Source organism: Lysinibacillus sp. NPDC047702 (assembly GCF_050272555.1).
In the GTDB taxonomy this organism is placed as follows: Bacteria; Bacillota; Bacilli; order Bacillales_A; family Planococcaceae; genus Lysinibacillus.
The window spans coordinates 1-17,740 of the sequence record NZ_JBNNMG010000036.1 but is presented as its reverse complement, the minus strand read 5'-3'; the positions used below and the strand labels follow the sequence as shown (position 1 = coordinate 17,740).

Annotated in this window: 12 protein-coding genes and 1 riboswitch; of the genes, 9 read left to right on the top strand and 3 right to left on the bottom strand. The window is 37.0% G+C overall.

All coding sequences use genetic code 11. The features are described 5' to 3' along the window. Positions 1-13: 13 nt before the first annotated feature. Positions 14-1,114, top strand: coding sequence for a 2-aminoethylphosphonate--pyruvate transaminase (gene phnW / locus ACQKIM_RS16675; RefSeq protein WP_427545877.1), 1,101 nt, complete (start codon positions 14-16; stop codon positions 1,112-1,114). Further along, complete coding sequence (gene phnX / locus ACQKIM_RS16670) at positions 1,104-1,910, top strand: phosphonoacetaldehyde hydrolase (protein WP_427545875.1); 807 nt, start codon at positions 1,104-1,106, stop codon at positions 1,908-1,910. The genes phnW and phnX overlap by 11 nt, the downstream gene beginning before the upstream one ends. Before the next feature lie 166 nt (positions 1,911-2,076). Here the strand turns inward: phnX and def are convergent, their stop codons facing one another. After that, positions 2,077-2,634: a peptide deformylase gene (gene def, locus ACQKIM_RS16665; RefSeq protein ID WP_427545873.1), complete on the bottom strand. Its 558-nt coding sequence runs from the start codon at positions 2,632-2,634 to the stop codon at positions 2,077-2,079. 392 nt (positions 2,635-3,026) lie between these two features. Between def and pdhA the strand changes: the two genes are divergently transcribed. The 4 genes from pdhA to lpdA are packed head-to-tail and all read left to right on the top strand — an operon-like array spanning position 3,027 to position 7,905. After that, positions 3,027-4,142, top strand: a complete 1,116-nt coding sequence (pdhA, locus tag ACQKIM_RS16660; protein ID WP_427545871.1) for a pyruvate dehydrogenase (acetyl-transferring) E1 component subunit alpha — start codon at positions 3,027-3,029, stop codon at positions 4,140-4,142. A gap of 3 nt (positions 4,143-4,145) precedes the next feature. Then, positions 4,146-5,123, top strand: a complete 978-nt coding sequence (locus ACQKIM_RS16655; RefSeq protein WP_008174017.1) for an alpha-ketoacid dehydrogenase subunit beta — start codon at positions 4,146-4,148, stop codon at positions 5,121-5,123. Between the two features lie 23 nt (positions 5,124-5,146). Then, positions 5,147-6,484, top strand: a complete 1,338-nt coding sequence (locus ACQKIM_RS16650; RefSeq protein WP_427545869.1) for a dihydrolipoamide acetyltransferase family protein — start codon at positions 5,147-5,149, stop codon at positions 6,482-6,484. A gap of 5 nt (positions 6,485-6,489) precedes the next feature. Continuing rightward, complete coding sequence (lpdA, locus tag ACQKIM_RS16645; RefSeq protein ID WP_427545867.1) at positions 6,490-7,905, top strand: dihydrolipoyl dehydrogenase; 1,416 nt, start codon at positions 6,490-6,492, stop codon at positions 7,903-7,905. Positions 7,906-8,434: 529 nt separating this feature from the next. On the opposite strand, the gene ACQKIM_RS16640 is transcribed toward lpdA, so the two are convergent. Further along, entirely contained in the window at positions 8,435-8,626 is a 192-nt protein-coding gene (locus ACQKIM_RS16640) for a hypothetical protein (protein ID WP_427545865.1), read from the bottom strand. A gap of 354 nt (positions 8,627-8,980) precedes the next feature. Here ACQKIM_RS16640 and ACQKIM_RS16635 point away from each other — a divergent pair, with 354 nt between their 5' ends. From ACQKIM_RS16635 to ACQKIM_RS16625, 3 genes are all read left to right on the top strand, one after another. Beyond that, positions 8,981-9,763 carry an SDR family NAD(P)-dependent oxidoreductase gene (locus ACQKIM_RS16635; RefSeq protein ID WP_427545863.1) on the top strand — a complete coding sequence of 261 codons (783 nt, stop codon included), beginning with the start codon at positions 8,981-8,983 and terminating at the stop codon, positions 9,761-9,763. 210 nt (positions 9,764-9,973) lie between these two features. After that, a complete protein-coding gene (locus tag ACQKIM_RS16630) occupies positions 9,974-10,417 on the top strand; it encodes a CidA/LrgA family protein (protein WP_427545861.1) in 444 nt (147 codons plus the stop codon). After that, positions 10,410-11,087 (top strand): LrgB family protein, encoded by a 678-nt coding sequence (locus tag ACQKIM_RS16625; protein ID WP_427545859.1) that lies wholly within the window; start codon positions 10,410-10,412, stop codon positions 11,085-11,087. Before ACQKIM_RS16630 ends, ACQKIM_RS16625 begins: the two co-directional genes overlap by 8 nt. A gap of 429 nt (positions 11,088-11,516) precedes the next feature. On the opposite strand, the gene ACQKIM_RS16620 is transcribed toward ACQKIM_RS16625, so the two are convergent. Further along, on the bottom strand, positions 11,517-17,039 hold the full coding sequence (locus tag ACQKIM_RS16620) for an S-layer homology domain-containing protein (protein WP_427545857.1): 5,523 nt from the start codon (positions 17,037-17,039) through the stop codon (positions 11,517-11,519). Between the two features lie 173 nt (positions 17,040-17,212). Further along, positions 17,213-17,409, bottom strand: a riboswitch (cobalamin riboswitch). Positions 17,410-17,740: the final 331 nt, after the last annotated feature.

The following is a 17,740-nucleotide window of genomic DNA, read 5'->3' as shown; positions in this document are numbered from 1 at the left end:
GGAGTTATAGAAGATGAGCAACTATAAATTATTGACACCAGGACCATTAACAACAACTGAGACGGTTAAACAGGAAATGTTAAAAGATCGCTGTACATGGGATGATGACTATAAAAACGTCACACAGGTCATTCGTAAGCAGCTCTTGGATTTAGCACAAGTTGATGAATCCGATTACACAGCGGTGCTTATGCAGGGGAGTGGAAGTTTTGTGGTGGAGTCTGTTCTAACAACGGCTATAGGCGAGGAAGATAAGGTGCTGATTTTAACAAATGGTGCTTATGGGGAAAGAATCGTTGAAATGGTCGAAGTGTTAAAGCTGCAGCATGTTGTCTATAGTGTTCCTTATGATGAACAGCCGTCATCATTAGAAGTACAAGCTTTACTTGAAAAGGATGCAGGTATTACACATGTAGCTGTGGTACATTGTGAGACGACAACTGGTATTTTAAACCCAATTAAAGAAATTGGAGAAGTAGTTCATGCTTTCAACAAAACGTATATTGTGGATGCAATGAGCAGCTTTGGCGGTGTGCCAATGGATTTATCAAGCTTGCATATTGATTTTTGTATTAGTAGTGCCAATAAATGTATTCAAGGCGTTCCAGGATTTGGCTTTGTTATTGCTAAAACAGAGGTATTAGAAAAATGTAAAGGACAGGCTCGTAGTGTAGCTTTAGATTTATACAATCAATGGGAGGCTATGAAAAAAGACGGGAAGTGGCGGTTCACTTCACCTACTCATGTAGTAGTAGCTTTTGCGAAGGCATTAGAAGAGCTGATTGAAGAAGGCGGAATCAGTGCCCGCTATAAACGTTATGCAGATAATAATCAATTACTGCGCTCTCGTTTGTCACCACTTGGATTTGAAGCGTATATTACTGAAGAACTACAATCACCAATTATTACAACATTTTTGTTCCCTCATAAAGAATTTTCTTTTGAGCATTTTTATCAGGAATTGAAAAAAGCAGGTTTTGTCATCTATCCAGGAAAGCTGACAGATGTGGATACATTCCGTATAGGCAATATTGGTGATATACATGAAAAAGATATGCTTGCATTATGTGAAGTAATCGAAAATTATATGGTGGTGAAAAACAATGAAAATTGAAACAGTTATTTTTGATTGGGCAGGAACAGCAGTTGATTTTGGTTGCTTTGCCCCTGTAAATGTCTTTTTAACGATTTTTGAAGATGCTGGTGTATCCGTAACGCTTGAAGAGGCTCGTAAACCAATGGGTATGCTGAAAATTGATCATATTCGTACAATGCTAGAAATGCCGAGAATTCAGGAAGAATGGAAACGAGTTCACGGTCAACCCTTTACAGAAGAGAATGTACAAGCGTTATACCAACAATTTGAGTCGAAGCTAATGGAATCTTTAGCGACATATACAGATCCTATCCTGCATGTGACGGCAACGGTACAGCAATTAAGAGAAGCAGGTATTCGAATTGGCTCCACAACAGGTTATACAGATTCGATGATGGAAGTAGTAACACAACATGCAGCAATTAAGGGCTATCAACCTGATTTTCTAGTAACACCTACCCAAGTTGGAGATAAAGGACGTCCTTATCCATATATGATTTTCAAAAATATGGAGGCGTTAGGGTCAAAATCAACGAAGCAGGTTGTGAAGATTGGTGATACAACCTCAGATATAAAGGAAGCATTGAATGCGTGCGTCTGGGCTGTTGGTGTTATTATAGGAAGTTCTGAGATGGGTCTTTCAGAAGAGGAATTCAACTCCTTATCTGTGGAGGAACAACAAATAAAAATTGAGAAAACAAAGTGCATTTTTGAGGAAATTGGTGCACATTATACTATTGAAACTATGAAAGAGTTACCTGCATTAATTGAAGCTATTAATGATCGCTTAATACATGAATCAGTGATGATGTAACCTTCGTGAAAGAGCCTTTTGATTGTGGATATACAATTAGAAGGTTTTTTTATGGCTTGGAAAGGGAAATGATAGATACAAGTCAAGTGTGATTCATTAAAGAGGTTACATAAAAAACCTCAGCAGAAAGGGAATAACTGCAGAGGTTTGTGTGCTTGATGTATTTTTAGTCACGCTCAAAAGGAATTGAATCAGGAATTTCCTCAAATGGATTTTTCTCATTGATACGGTCGTAAAACATAATACCATTTAGATGATCTAATTCATGCTGGAAGGCAATAGCAGGTAAGCCTTTAAGACGCATTTTTTTCTCTTCTCCATCGATTGTTTTAAACTTTACTGTAATACGGGCATGGCGAGGGACATAGCCAGGGACATTGCGGTCTACAGATAGACAGCCTTCGCCAGCAGTAAGATACGTATTTTCTACAGAGTGGCTTACAATTTTAGGGTTGATTGCTGTAAAGCTTAGCTGTTCACCATTGTCATCTTGCAAATGCAAAGCGAACATTCGATGTAGACTATTAACTTGATTGGCAGCTAATCCAATGCCGCTGCGTAAATCATATTTATCTGCCATTTCAGGATCTTGACTGTTGATTAAATATTGAAGCATATCTGCTGCAAGCTGTTTCACTTCTTCTGTTAACGGAAATTTAACTTCCTCAGCTTTCGTGCGCAAAGTCGGATGACCTTCGCGTATAATATCATCCATTAAAATCATATGTGAATCTTCCTTTCAACTTTGTGTGCCTTGTATATAATTATACATCACGCATGAAAACAATCACATGAAAAAAGATCTTATTTGACTATACTTAAAAAGTTTTTCTAGAGCTATTAGATTATCTATAACTGGGCACTCTACTATTGGTATGCATGGAAGAAAACCTAATGTTTATGCACATTTAATGTGTTGTTGTAATACAGATATTATTAACGAATGATACAGTATAAGACAGCATTATTAAATTGTTATTTTAGAAATAATCTTTGTTTGTACGCGTAATATATGATTGACCGACAGTATTTTATTCAGTATACTGAGTCCTAAGAACAAGTTGTACTAGTTAAATAGTGATTTATTTTAATACAGTTGAAAGGGAGATGTGACAAATGAGCAAGAAAAACAATAATATTTTTGATGCAAAACAAACGCTAACTGAAATCGAAGATAAGTTTGAAATGTTTCAAATTTTGAATACAGAAGGCGAAATTATAAATGAAGAGGCAGATCCAAAATTATCAGATGAGGAATTAGTTGAACTAATGACACGTATGGTTTATACACGTATTTTAGACCAACGCTCAATCTCACTGAACCGTCAAGGTCGATTAGGTTTCTATGCTCCTACTGCAGGTCAAGAAGCTTCACAACTTGCTTCACACTTTGCATTAGAAAAAGAAGATTGGATTTTACCAGGTTACCGTGATGTACCACAAATCGTATGGCATGGTTTACCTTTAGATAAAGCGTTTTTATTCTCGCGTGGTCATTTTATGGGGAACCAAATTCCTGAAGGTGTAAACGTATTAGCACCTCAAATCATTATCGGTGCACAATATATACAAGCTGCAGGTGTAGCGCTTGGTATTCAAAAACGTGGTAAAAAGGCTGTAGCTGTAACTTATACAGGTGATGGTGGTTCATCGCAAGGGGATTTCTATGAAGGTATTAACTTTGCGGGTGCGTTTAAATCACCAGCAATCTTCATCGTACAAAACAACCAATATGCGATTTCTACACCTCGTGAATTACAAACAGCTGCAAAAACAATTGCACAAAAAGGTGTAGCAGCCGGCTTACCGAGTATTTTGGTAGATGGAATGGATGCGCTTGCAGTATATGTTGCGACTCGTGATGCGCGTGAACGTGCAGTTAATGGTGAAGGTCCAACATTAATTGAAACGATGTGTTACCGCTATGGTCCTCATACAATGGCTGGAGATGACCCAACTCGCTACCGCACGTCTGATACAGATAATGAATGGTCTCAAAAAGATCCGCTTGTGCGCTTCCGTAAATACCTAGAAGCAAAAGGATTATGGGATGAGAAGAAAGAAGAGGCAGTAATCGAGCGTGCAAAAGAAGAAATAAAAGAAGCAATCAAAAAAGCTGATGCAGCTCCAAAACAAAAAGTAACAGAACTAATGGAAAATATGTATAAAGGCGAAATGCCATCTAATTTAAAAGAACAGTATGAAATCTACAAAGAGAAGGAGTCGAAATAACCTATGGCACAAATGACAATGATTCAAGCAATTACAGATGCACTTCGTACAGAATTAAAGAATGATGAAAACGTTCTTGTATTCGGAGAAGATGTAGGTGTCAACGGTGGTGTATTCCGCGCAACTGAAGGCCTACAGAAAGAATTTGGTGTGGACCGAGTATTTGATACACCTCTAGCAGAATCAGGTATTGGTGGCTTAGCTATTGGTCTTTCTCTACAAGGTTTCCGTCCTGTTCCTGAAATCCAGTTCTTTGGCTTTGTTTATGAAGTAATGGATTCAATTAGTGGTCAATTAGCGCGTATGAGCTATCGTAGTGGCGGTGTCTATAATGCACCAGTAACAATTCGTTCTCCATTTGGCGGTGGAGTACATACACCAGAAATGCACTCAGATAGTTTAGAGAGTTTAATGACAGCACAACCAGGGTTAACTGTTGTTGTACCATCTACACCATATGATGCTAAAGGCTTACTGATATCATCTATTCGAAATGATAATCCAGTAATTTTCTTAGAGCATTTAAAACTATACCGTTCATTCCGTGAAGAGGTGCCTGAGGAAGCATATGAAATTCCACTAGGCAAGGCGGATGTAAAACGCGAAGGTAAGGATTTAACGATTGTTGCCTATGGTTTAATGGTACACGAAAGCTTAAAGGCTGCAGAAGAGCTTGAAAAAGAAGGTCACTCTGTAGAAGTTATAGACTTACGTACGATTCAACCGATTGATATTGAAACAATTATTGCATCTGTTGAAAAAACAGGTCGTGCAATCGTTGTACAAGAAGCGCAAAAACAAGCAGGTATCGCTGCAAATGTAGTAGCAGAAATTACAGAGCGCGCAATTTTAAGCTTAGAAGCACCTGTACTTCGTGTGGCTGCACCAGATACTGTGTACCCATTCCCACAAGCTGAAGGTGTTTGGTTACCGAACTATAAAGATGTAATGGAAACAGCGAAAAAAGTTTTAACATTCTAATGAACTAGAAAGGATGGGTACACATGGCATTTGAATTTAGATTACCAGATATTGGCGAGGGTATTCACGAAGGCGAAATCGTGAAATGGTTTGTCAAAGCTGGCGATACAGTAAAAGAAGATGATATTCTTTGCGAAGTGCAAAATGATAAAGCAGTAGTTGAAATCCCTTCACCAGTTGAAGGAACAGTAGAGGAAGTTTTAGTAGGAGAAGGTATAGTTGCTGTTGTTGGTGATGTTTTAATCCGATTTGATGCACCCGGCTATGAAGACTTAAAGCTAAAAGGTGATGATCATGCTGAAGCAAAAACAGAAGCACAAGTTCAAGCAACTGCTGAATCTGGTCAGAACGTAGAGAAAGCTCCTGTTAATGAGGAGAAGGCTCCGGTAAAAGCAGAAACAGCACCAGAAAAAGCAGAGACAGTTGTTGATGACACAAAACGTGTGATTGCAATGCCTTCTGTGCGTAAATTTGCACGTGATAACGATGTAAACATCCGTGAAGTTAAGGGGACAGGCAAAAACGGTCGAATATTAAAAGAAGATATTGAAAGCTTCTTAAAAGGTGGAGGCACTGTAGAAGCTGAAGCAGCATCTGTAGAAACAGCAGTTCAGCAAGATACAACTGCTCCAACTGCACCAGTAGTTCTTGAAGGAGAGTTTCCAGAAACACGTGAGAAAATGTCAGGCATTCGAAAAGCGATTGCAAAAGCAATGGTTCACTCGAAACAAACGGCTCCTCATGTTACACTAATGGATGAAGTCGATGTAACTGCACTTGTAGCACATCGTAAAAAATTCAAAGATATCGCTGCTGAGAAGGGTGTTAAATTAACGTACTTACCTTACGTTGTCAAAGCGCTTATTTCAACTTTACGCGAATTCCCAGAATTTAATCGCTCATTAGATGATGCAACACAAGAAATTATTCAAAAGCATTACTACAATATCGGTATTGCAGCAGATACAGAAAAAGGCTTGCTAGTACCAGTTATTAAGCATGCTGATCGTAAATCTGTTTTTGCAGTATCAAATGAAATTAATGAACTAGCGACAAAAGCCCGTGATGGCAAGCTTGCACCGCATGAAATGAAAGGTGCTTCCATGTCGATTACGAACATTGGCTCTGCTGGAGGTCAATGGTTTACACCAGTAATTAATCATCCTGAAGTAGCAATTTTAGGTATTGGTCGAATTTCAGAAAAACCTGTAATAAAAAATGGTGAAATTGTAGCCGCACCTGTGTTAGCATTATCATTGAGCTTTGATCATCGTATGATCGATGGAGCCACTGCGCAAAATGCTTTAAATCACTTAAAGCGTTTGTTAAGTGAGCCAGAATTATTATTAATGGAGGCGTAACAAAAATGGTAGTAGGAGATTTCCCAATCGAAACAGATACTCTTGTCATTGGTTCAGGTCCTGGAGGATATGTAGCAGCAATTCGCGCAGCTCAAACTGGCCAAAAAGTAACAATCGTTGAAAAAAATGTACTTGGTGGTGTGTGCTTAAACGTAGGTTGTATCCCATCAAAAGCATTAATTTCAGTAGGTCACCGTTTTGAGCAAGCTAAACATTCAGATGACATGGGAATCATCGCTTCTGATGTGAAATTAGACTTCTCAAAAGCACAAGCATTTAAAGACAGCGTTGTTAAAAAATTAACTGGCGGTGTTGAAGGCTTACTTAAAGGTAACAAAGTTGAAATTGTACAAGGTGAAGCTTATTTCGTTGACGCTCATTCAGTGCGTATCATCAATGGTGAATCTGCTCAAACTTACACATTTAACAATGTCATTATCGCAACAGGTTCTCGTCCAGTTGAAATTCCAACATTCAAATTCTCTGAGCGCGTACTAAATTCTACTGGTGCACTGTCTCTACAAGAAGTTCCTGGTAAATTAGTTGTAATCGGTGGAGGCTATATTGGTACTGAGTTAGGTTCAGCTTATGCAAATCTTGGCTCACAGGTAACAATCATCGAAGGCGGAAAAGATATTTTAGCTGGCTTTGAGAAACAAATGACTCAAATCGTGAAAAAAGGCCTTAAAAAGAAAGGCGTTGAAATGGAAGTTAACGCATCTGCAAAAGGCGTTGAAGAAACTGAAAACGGCGTAGTTGTAACATATGAAGTTGGCGGAGAAGAGAAAAAAGTTGAAGCTGATTATGTATTAGTTACTGTAGGTCGTCGTCCAAATACAGATGAAATGGGCCTTGCTGAAATCGGTATTGAATTCGGTGAACGTGGTCTTATCAATGTTGACAAACAATGTCGTACAAATATTCCAAACATCTATGCAATCGGTGATATCGTTGCAGGTCCTCAGCTTGCTCATAAAGCTTCTTACGAAGGTAAAGTTGCTGCTGAAGCGATTGCTGGTGAAAAATCAGTTGTTGACTATTTAGCTGTTCCTGCTGTATGCTTCACAGATCCAGAAATGGCAACTGTTGGTTACAACGAAGAGCAAGCAAAAGCAGAGGGTATTGAATACACTGCAGCGAAATTCCCATTCGCAGCAAATGGTCGTGCTCTTGCATTAAACCAATCAGAAGGTTTCGTGAAGCTTGTTGCTCGTAAAGAAGATGGCTTATTAATTGGTGCTCAAATCGTAGGTGCTGGTGCATCTGATATGATCGCTGAAATGGGCTTAGCAATCGAAGGCGGTATGACTGCTGAAGATATCGCATTAACAATTCACGCTCACCCAACATTAGGTGAAATCACTATGGAAGCAGCTGAAGTCCTACTTGGCAACCCAATCCATATTGTTACAAAAAAATAAATAGATAAATGGAAACGGTTATAAAGCATTAGCTTTATAGCCGTTTCATAGTGTTGAAAAATTAAATAGTCAAGGGACTCTTTGTGAATACTACTAAGTCAAATGAAGATGATTTCCGTTCCAGGCTACTCGCTTTGTCGCTTTGTCGCTGACGCTTCGCTTTCGCACAGAGCAAGGCTTCCTGTGGGCGAGCGACGAGCCGCTTCCTGCGCTGGAGGAACGAAGACTAAATGCGTCACGTCCTGTGACAACGCCTTCGTGACCAACATCGTGTTGGCCTCAGTTTCTCGTCTGTCTCGCTATCCCACGGGAGTCGAGTAGCCTTGCACTCCAATCAGCAATAGTGTAGAACTTTGAATATTTTCTTCCTTCGAAAATAAAGTAAAAGCATATTACTCACCAACATTAGTTGGATAGAGTAGTGGCACAATTCTATAGTTGTTTGTCCTACATTCTATGGATAAAGCCACTTTGTCACTTTTCATAAAGTCACTTATTGCTGTCGCTCTGCTTTCGCAAAAGAAAAAAGTTATATCAAAGCTCCATTTTTGTGCAAAATAGTGATGGCTAAGACTTCAAATTTATCACTATATATTTGTGTGAATTGCCAGAAAAAAATACTATGAGCAAAGGATGATTGGAGTGTAGACTGAGTGACTCCTCGGGGATTCAGCGTCACAGATGAGACCCTGGAGCGAGCAACGTGAGTGAAGCGGCTCATCGGACGCCCCCAGGAAAGCACTCAGTCGGAACGGAGATCAACCCCTCGTTTTGAAAAAGAGCTATATTTTTTTTATTTGTCACCTTGATTTCATTGACATAATAGTATTTCAACAACATGAAACGGTTATAAAGCATTAGCTTTATAGCCGTTTTTTGTATAATGCTTATAATTTTGATAAAGTAATTATATCGAATGAATATTCAAAAAATATAGTTCGAACTACAAAGCGAAGTAGCTAATCTAGCAGAGATAGATAGAATTTTAATATAAAGGATGATGGTAATCCACTTACCGCTAGATATCGATGCCTGCAAAGCAATTGAAGTGAACCAAAAAACTGGGGTGATGAACATGGAACTAGGATTGAAGGGAAAAGTCGCTATTATTACAGGCTCAAGTAAGGGTATTGGCTATTATACAGCGATGCAGCTTGTGAAAGAGGGAGCAAAGGTTGTACTGTGTGCACGAGGTGAAAAACAGCTCCAAGTGGCAGCGGGCTGTATTAAAAATGAAACAGGTGAGGATGTTTTATTCGTACCGACAGATATTACAAAAGAAAAAGATTGTAAGTACTTAATTGAGCGCACAGTAGAGCAATTTGGAGGCGTGGATATTCTTATTAATAATGCAGGTACAGCCTCTGCAAATCCATTTGAATCTGTTAGTAGTGAGCTGTGGCAGGCTGACTTGGATTTAAAGGTATTTGGTGCTGTTCATTGTTCAAAATATGCTGCTCCTTATATGCGTAAGGCTGGAGGTGGGGCAATTGTCAATGTAACGGCCGTTATGGCTAAAACGCCACCTGCTAGTTCTCTTCCTACTACTGTAAGTAGAGCTGCTGGTCTTGCTTTAACAAAGGCGATGAGTAAAGACTTAGGGAAAGATAATATTCGTGTAAATTCTGTATGTATAGGGCTAATTCGTAGTGACCAAATCGAAAAAAAATGGAAACAGGAAGAGCCTGAGATGGCTTGGGAAACATATTCTCGCAAAGTCGGTCAAACAATTCCGCTTGGTCGAGTAGGGGACACAGAGGAAGCAGCAAATGTCATTACCTTTTTAGTATCAGATGCAGCAAGTTATGTGACTGGTACCTCAGTGAATATTGATGGTGGATCTGGACATGCACTATAGGAATTTGAAAAAAATGAACATCGTAATATTTTTTGAGAAAAGTAAAATGTTACGGTACCCAAACAAAAGCGTATTCAACTAATGTATGAAGAGAAGATGGCTCAAATTGTGTAGAGCTATCTTCTTTTCCTATTGTTTTTCTAAAATTGTAATAGACAGAAAATTCTCGCAGATGTAGAATAATCGTAATAGGGGGTGAAAAGTGGCGAAATGTTGAACGAAAATTTTGCTGCATTGTTAATGAAAGTTGTACGGATTATTGTCCAAATTGGGATACTCAATATTTATTACTACATGGGCGTAGGTATTGTGACTTTATTGCATGTGCCTCTTCCTGGAAGCGTTATCGGTTTACTTTTATTAGCGCTATCACTTCAATTTAGAATAATTAAAGTAGAATATATTCAAGACGGAGCAGGCTTTTTAATCGGTATTTTAACCTTATTTTTCATTCCTGCGACAGTAGGGGTGATTGACTATCCAGAGCTTTTGTCAACGACAGGTTTGCTAATTATTTTAGCTGTTGTAGCTAGTACATTAATCTCTATTTATATCACGGGATTGCTTACTCAAATGATTGAGAAGAAAGAGTTGGCGAAGAAAGAACCGGAAGCTGTTCTTGAAGAAGGAGAGGGGAAATTAACAGTTGATTGAAATAATTGTTGTGATTGGCACCATTGTATTGTTTATGCTATTTACAAAGCTTTATCAGCGATTTCCACATCCTATCATGATTCCACTAGTAACGACAACTATCGTCAGTGCTGTTATTTTAGTAGTATTTCAGATACCTTATTCGACCTATATGCAGGGAGGAGAGTGGCTTCAAAAAATGCTTGGCCCAGCGGTAGTAGCACTTGCTTATCCTCTTTATAATCAGCGTGCCATTATTATGAAGTATAAATACTCTATTTTATCAGGTATTTTTATTGGCATGATTACTGGCTTAGTAACAATTTTTGTAATGCTGAAATGGATTAGGGTAAGTGATAGCTGGATGCTAACAGCCTTACCTAAATCCCTAACGACACCGGTTGGTATGCAGGTGAGCGAAACAATTGGAGGGATTCCCCCTTTAACAGCTGTATTTGTCATGCTAGCAGGGTTTGTAGGTGCTATAATTGGACCTTTAGTTATTAAATTTGGAAAAATTGATTCTGCGGTTAGCAGAGGGGTTGCAGTAGGCAGTGCTTCACATGGTGTTGGACTTGTTAAATTAAGAGAGTATGGAGAACGAGAATTATCAGTTGGCTCATTATCAATGGGGTTAACGGCAATTATAGGTGCATTTCTCTGCCCACTTTTTGTATATATGTTTATGTAAAAAGAATGTGAGTCCGGGTCAGAAAGAAAAAAGTTAGATCGATTGTATCTCGATCTAACTTTTTTTGATTCAAGAAGTTTACTCAATTCAGTGAAATGGAGAAGTTATTATCCATTTTCGCTATGTTTCAAAATAATTGAGCTCTGTCCTAGCCTCGAAAAACTACTTTTTATTGCCCCAATAAACATAATTTTTGATAAAAGAATTTGCTTATGGTAAATGTATTCTATTGATTGTCGTGGATACCATGAATTTATTGAGGAACTAACTCCTTTTTTATTTTTTGTAAAAGAGTGTGGTTATAGAATCGAATTGTTTGCTTATATTCTGGGTTCCTATTATGAAAATTGTGACATTTTCACTCTATTAAAAATCGTATAATGAAAACCCTATCCTCAAGGGTATTTACCTTGAGGATAGGGTGAATACTTACATGATTCCGCTAGTAGTTAAGGTGCGTTTTAAAATTTTAGCCATTTGTGCACGTGTTAGTAATCCTGTGGCATCAAAAGTGCCATCCTTTTTCCCTGTCATAATGTCTAAACTACTTAACATATTAATATATGCTTCAAACTCAGGGCTGATTTGATGGGCATCTTTAAAATGATGTGTTTTCTCTGTTGATGCTTCGTAGTGTAAATATTCTAATATGCGTCCCATAAAGGCTGCTGCTTGCTGGCGAGTTACATAGCCTTCAGGATCAAATGTATTAACTGTTTTACCTGTTGTAATTCCTGCTTCAAGTAAAGCTTGAATCTCATGTTCATACCATTTACCTTTTGTATCTTTGAAAGAAGTTTGATTGTCTGATGCTTGTAATCCTAAAGCACGGGCAATCATAACACCAAATTGTGCACGTGTAATCGGTCTTGTCGGTGCAAATTCCTCACGGTTTACTCCTTTGATGATATGACGGCTTGCTAGAAATTCAATATCATCCTTGTATTCAAGTAGACTAATATCTTTAAAGGTAATTTGTTGTGTTGTTACGATAAATTCACCACTTGCCTTCGCATAGATTGTAAGTTGGCCATCTTTAATAATATGAGGCACTGCTAGTAATTCACCATTAATACGTTGAACTACCACTGTATTTTTGTTAACAGTTTGAAGTGGGATTGTTATTTTTGTATATTCTTTTTCAGTCATTATTTTATGGTTACTACCATCCTTAGCGATACTCTCCAGTTTGAAATCAATAATATGTTCATTATCACGAATTTTTTCGTCAACTGATATATTAATTTTGTCATTTATTTCAGAAGACATGAAGAGTGATTTAGGAAGCTCAACTTTTGTACCCATATTATTTTTAATGGTTAAGGTTGTTGAATTGTTTTCTTCAAATATTTTTTGTGCCTCTTTACTATTAATAGCTGTTTGAAGGTTTTCATTATTTACAACGATGATATCCTGATTGTTATTTTCAACAGGAGTTACAGGCTTAGTATTTTCGTTATTAGGATCAACTACAGGCTGCTTGTCAGTATCTATAGGTTTTGAACTTTCGTTTGGTACTGTTGAATTATCCTCTTTTTCTGGAGTAGTAGGCATTGTAGAGCCAATATCTTTTCCTAAGTTTGTCGTGTATATCCATTCTAACGTGTCACCATCTTGTAAGTTAACATCACCTGAAAATACATCAGGGAAAACACCATTCACACGATACATCCATCCACTACCTTTACCGTGGTCGAATTCTTTTAGATTATTAATGCTGCTAATATATACGCCATTTTTGGAAGATCGAGCCACAATATTATGTTTTCCAATCGCCTTTACAAGCGTCGAATAGGCTGTATCATTTTCTTCTATTATGGCTTTATTGGTATACATTTGGGCACCATTTAATCCTGTAACAGTCACTGTTGCTTGTGGAACAGATTGGGCAATAATATTTTGGAATAATACTGGTATAACTTCACTGCTTTCGTTGCCTAAAGAATTTTCTGTAGTAATTTTTAATGTGTTGACACCCTGTTTAACAAGAGTCTTATAATTGTTGTCAACAGAGTATACTGGTGTATTATTTATCGTTACAGTTGGTGTTAGCTCTCCATCAATATTGTCATAAGCAGTGACAGATACACTTAATAAAGGTCGATCCTGTTGAAGTTCAAAATTTGTGATTTCAATAAACGGCTTAACCGAATTATTTACTTCTGGTAATTTATCAATTACCTTAATTGATTCATTAAACATAGAGGATTTTGTATATAAATCTGAGAGTGCTCCAAAAGCTGCCTCTGTGGATTTTAGCTCATCAAATTCAGTCTCAGCTTCAAATTCATCTCCAAATTTAAAACCGCCGTTTTTAATTTGCTGTGATAATAGTGCTTCTACCATTGTTTTCCCATTCTTTTTCCACTTAGCATCAAATGGATTTTCACCAACAGCAATTAAACCTTGGATAATTGTACCGATAGCGAATGGATTATTTGTATAACCTCCATAATTGAAACCACCATTTGAATTTTGCTGTACTTTTAAATAACTTAGAATACTTGAAATTTGTTGATTTACACCCTCGATATCCCGATGTTTAGAAAGGGCAATTAAGGAGAGAGCACGTAATTCTTGCTCTTTGTATGAGCCTTCTGTTATAGGTCCATTTAAGCCGTTTAATAAGTCTTGAACAGCTAACTCTATATTGTACGGCTCATTAATGAGATCCAATGCAATGATTGACCAAGCTTGTGTCGCTACAGATGATTTATCAAAATTAGTAAACATTGTAAAGTGACCATCAGTATCTTGAGAAGCAACAAGAGGTGTCACTAAGTCCACTACTGGTCCTTTATATGTTGTAAAGTGCTTAGGATTTTCACTAGAAGCAACAGCTTGTAAAATATTTTTGGCATAGTAAAGTGCATATTTTTGATCATGATTACCATACTCACGCAAATGACCTATAGAGCGCATTTGTTTTTGGCTGAATGTCGGATTATTCACTATTTTACTGTAGGCAAGTGCAGATATATAATCATACTGTCCTTTATTTACTAAATACTGTTTCATATGCTCTACAGCTTGGACAACTTGTGTTTGAATGGAATCAGTATTGAGCTCAACATAAATTTCTACGGCTTTTGCTTTGATACCTTCAACCTCGGCAGTAATGACATATTGACCTGGTTTAAGGAAGCGTACAGCTGCACCATTAACTAGGGCTTCTGAACCTTCAACTTTCCATGAAATCTTTACATCTTTTACCTCCACGCCTTCACTATCTTTTACGATTGCTGTTAAAGGAAGATCTAAATCAGTTACAGCTCCTTTAGGTGCATTAATCGTAATACTATAAATTTTTTGATAATCAATTATTTCAATTGTTTTTTCAGCTGTAATACCTTGTGCCTCAGCTTGAATTTGTAATAATCCAATGTCAGTCGGCAGGTAAGAGTCTGCTACTACTGAGCCATTGACTGTCCAAGTAATAGTTGAATCTATGTAGTTACCATTTTGATCAAGTAACTGACCCTTTAATTCAAGTGGTACATTCTTTTTAGCTTTGTCAGATAATTCTAATTGTATTGTTGTAGGTTTTGCCGTTTCTTTTTTCTTTAAATTCTTGTATGCATTATGGTCAGTTAATAAAAAACTAATAGCATTTAATCCGATACCAGTAGACTCAGATTGTAAACCAGATAAATTGGGAATCATCCCATTTGTAATATAGGCATTATTATACTGATTTTGTAAAATCATTGTGGCTAACTCAAATGCATCGAAGTCCCCTAAAACAGTTTCTTGCTTTAAGCTTAAATAATTTAGTACAACTACAGCATTTTGTTCTGACTGGGAATTGAACTTTCCATTACTAAAGTTGGATTGAAAGAAAGCAAATAATTTATTTTCAGCCTCAATAAATACTTCAGCATTCTCTGTGACCATCCTTTCACTGTTAAGAAGGGTAATCGCATGTAATAACTTTCCTGTCCTCTGTATATCTGGTGAGCCTAAATTCTCAATATACATAAGATCATCTTTTTTAACACTTTCTGCTAATAAAGCGTGAGTTACCTTTTCATTTGGAATTTCACCTAGTACGTATTGCGCCATAACAATATATACGGCATCAATTGAAGTGAGATTATGTGTAGCATCAATTTGATGGTGTAGGGCCTCTACATAATTTACGCCGTTATACATATAAGGATTTACACCAGCTGCTGTTAATGTCAAAATATTTTTAGCTGCATTGGATGGGCTTACTACAGAATAAATATTTAAAATTGTTGAAAGCTTTTCCTGATCATAGCCAAATGTTTTAAGAGCAGTTGCATCCTCAAATGAACTCATTTTATCTTGACGTATTAAGTGACCAATAGCTTTTTCGATTTTTGGTAACAACTCAGTAAATTGCCCATTGTCTGTGACAGTAAATGAAAGTACTTTGCGTACATGTTCATAACCTTCTACGGTAGCAGTTATAACAGCGTGTCCTGCCTGAAGTGCAATGAGTTCATTTTTTTCATTCACTGCTAATACAGCTGGATTAGAAGACTGTAATTGTATAGTTGCTGTTCGGGGTGAATGGTACTGATCTTTAATGATAAATATAGGTTTAAACGTCGTTCCTTTTAGTAGGTAAGGCTGTGTAATATTAGTTACTTCTATTTTTTTTGGTGAAAAGTCAAAATCAAGACTGGTAAATTGTTGTTTAGCATCACTAATCATTGATTTGCCATTAACTAATGAAGCTAAACCAATTAAGCTCCAGTGCGAATTGGCCGCAGTCTCATTACTTTGTCCAATCAATTCATTTGCTTTTAATCGATTATAAAAAGCGTAGGACTCATTTGGATAAATAAGCTTGCTATATGCTTCTTCGGCTGAAACATATTGTTGGTCATTAATTTTAATGGACCATTTCTCATTCAAAGGATCTTCACCAAGAGCATATAAATTATCAACATATAAACCTAGTCCTTGTGTAAAATATACACCACTTTCTTTATAATGCATTAAAAGTTCTTCTCGCATAGTTTGAGCCTCTGCAAGGTCATAATGAGCCAAGACACTTACAGTTAACCCAAGTAGAACACCATTTGTTTGACTTTTTATGTCTGGTAAGAGTGTTTTTAAATGATTAAGGGCTGTTTCACGGTTATATTCGGCTCCGATAAATTCAACAGCAAAAAGCGCTTTGATAAAAGTATCTGCTTTTCGATCATTATTATAGGAGCTAGGCTCTGAAAAGGAAAAGTAACCTTCACCTGTTTGTGAATTACTTAACTTACTAGCAAAATTCTTCCCATCATAGGCAAAGGGATTGGATTGTGAAGCTGCCAAAAGCATTACAGCATTAGTATAATTGCTAACTGTCTCTCCGAGAATATTTGGCTGTACCTTCTTTTTTAATTCATTTCTATCAACGTACCCACTTTGCCATAATGATAAAATTCTTTCATAGTTCAAAGAAGCCAGTGGTTCTGCGATGTTCCATAAAAAATGACTCTTTATCTGCAGTTGCTGTGTTAAAATAGTGTTTAAAGTAGGTGCTTCTACTATTATTGAAATACTACTATTTATGTCCCCAACAGCTGCTTGAATTTCTGTAGTCCCTTCATTAATTGCTGTTACTACACCATTCTCTGTTACTGTTACAATGGACTCATTTCTAGAAATCCATTCAATTGTTGCCGAGTCGTTTGTTGTGTTGTGTGGAAGTATGGTTGCTGAAAGTTGATGTGTTTGGTTCTTTGTTAATGTAATTGGTCCTTGTTCACTTAACACTAACGAAGTATCTACTTGCTGCTCGTCAGCTGTAGTATCTTCTAATGCTTGAATAGGCTCCTCACCTACTTTGAACAGTTCAGTAAGTGCAACGGTATTTTCATTTTCGTACACTGTTTGCGTTTCTGCATGCACTGATATAGATGGTGATATGAACGAAAATGTTAATATCACAATCAACATAATATGCAGCCACTTTTTAAAAATCTTCATTTATAAACCTCCTTTTTCTATTAGGTGAATCGTGTTGCCATTAACTCCCACAGCAAAAAACCGATATCTCTTTTAAAATAAAAGAAACATCGGTAAACAATAAGAAAAAACATATGAAAATATCATATCTATCCGTTTATTTGCCATAAGTTCTCTTTAATTCCGAAGAGAGTTAATACGATGAAATAAAGGCAGGTCTCCTGGCTTGTGCACCTTTTTCAGAACCTTCCCATTTACTAGAAGCATTTTTCTTCATTCAACAGTGGTATACTCTGACGGTTTTTGCACTTACAGTTGCGGAAACAGCTTCGGCTTTTACCGAATTCCCTTTTAAACTTAAGTTTTAAGTACCTTTATTTTGCAAAACTTATTCACTTAAAGTGTAGTATAACATATTTGTGATTTAAATTTTAAAAATATTTTGATATTAAAATAAATATATAATTGGTTACATTAAATTAAGTAAAATATTCCCATGTAATTATTATTTAAAAAATAGTGGTGAAAATTGTATTATGATTCATAATTTGATTAGTAGTGTTTTGAGACATTCATTGACATCGAATAGAGGTTTTTCATAGTGTTGAAAAACTAAATGGTCAAGGTACTCTTTGTGAACACTCCTAAGTCAAATGAAGGTGATCTCCGTTCCAGGCTACTCGCTTTCCTGTGGGCGAGCGACGAGCCGCTTCCTGCGCTGA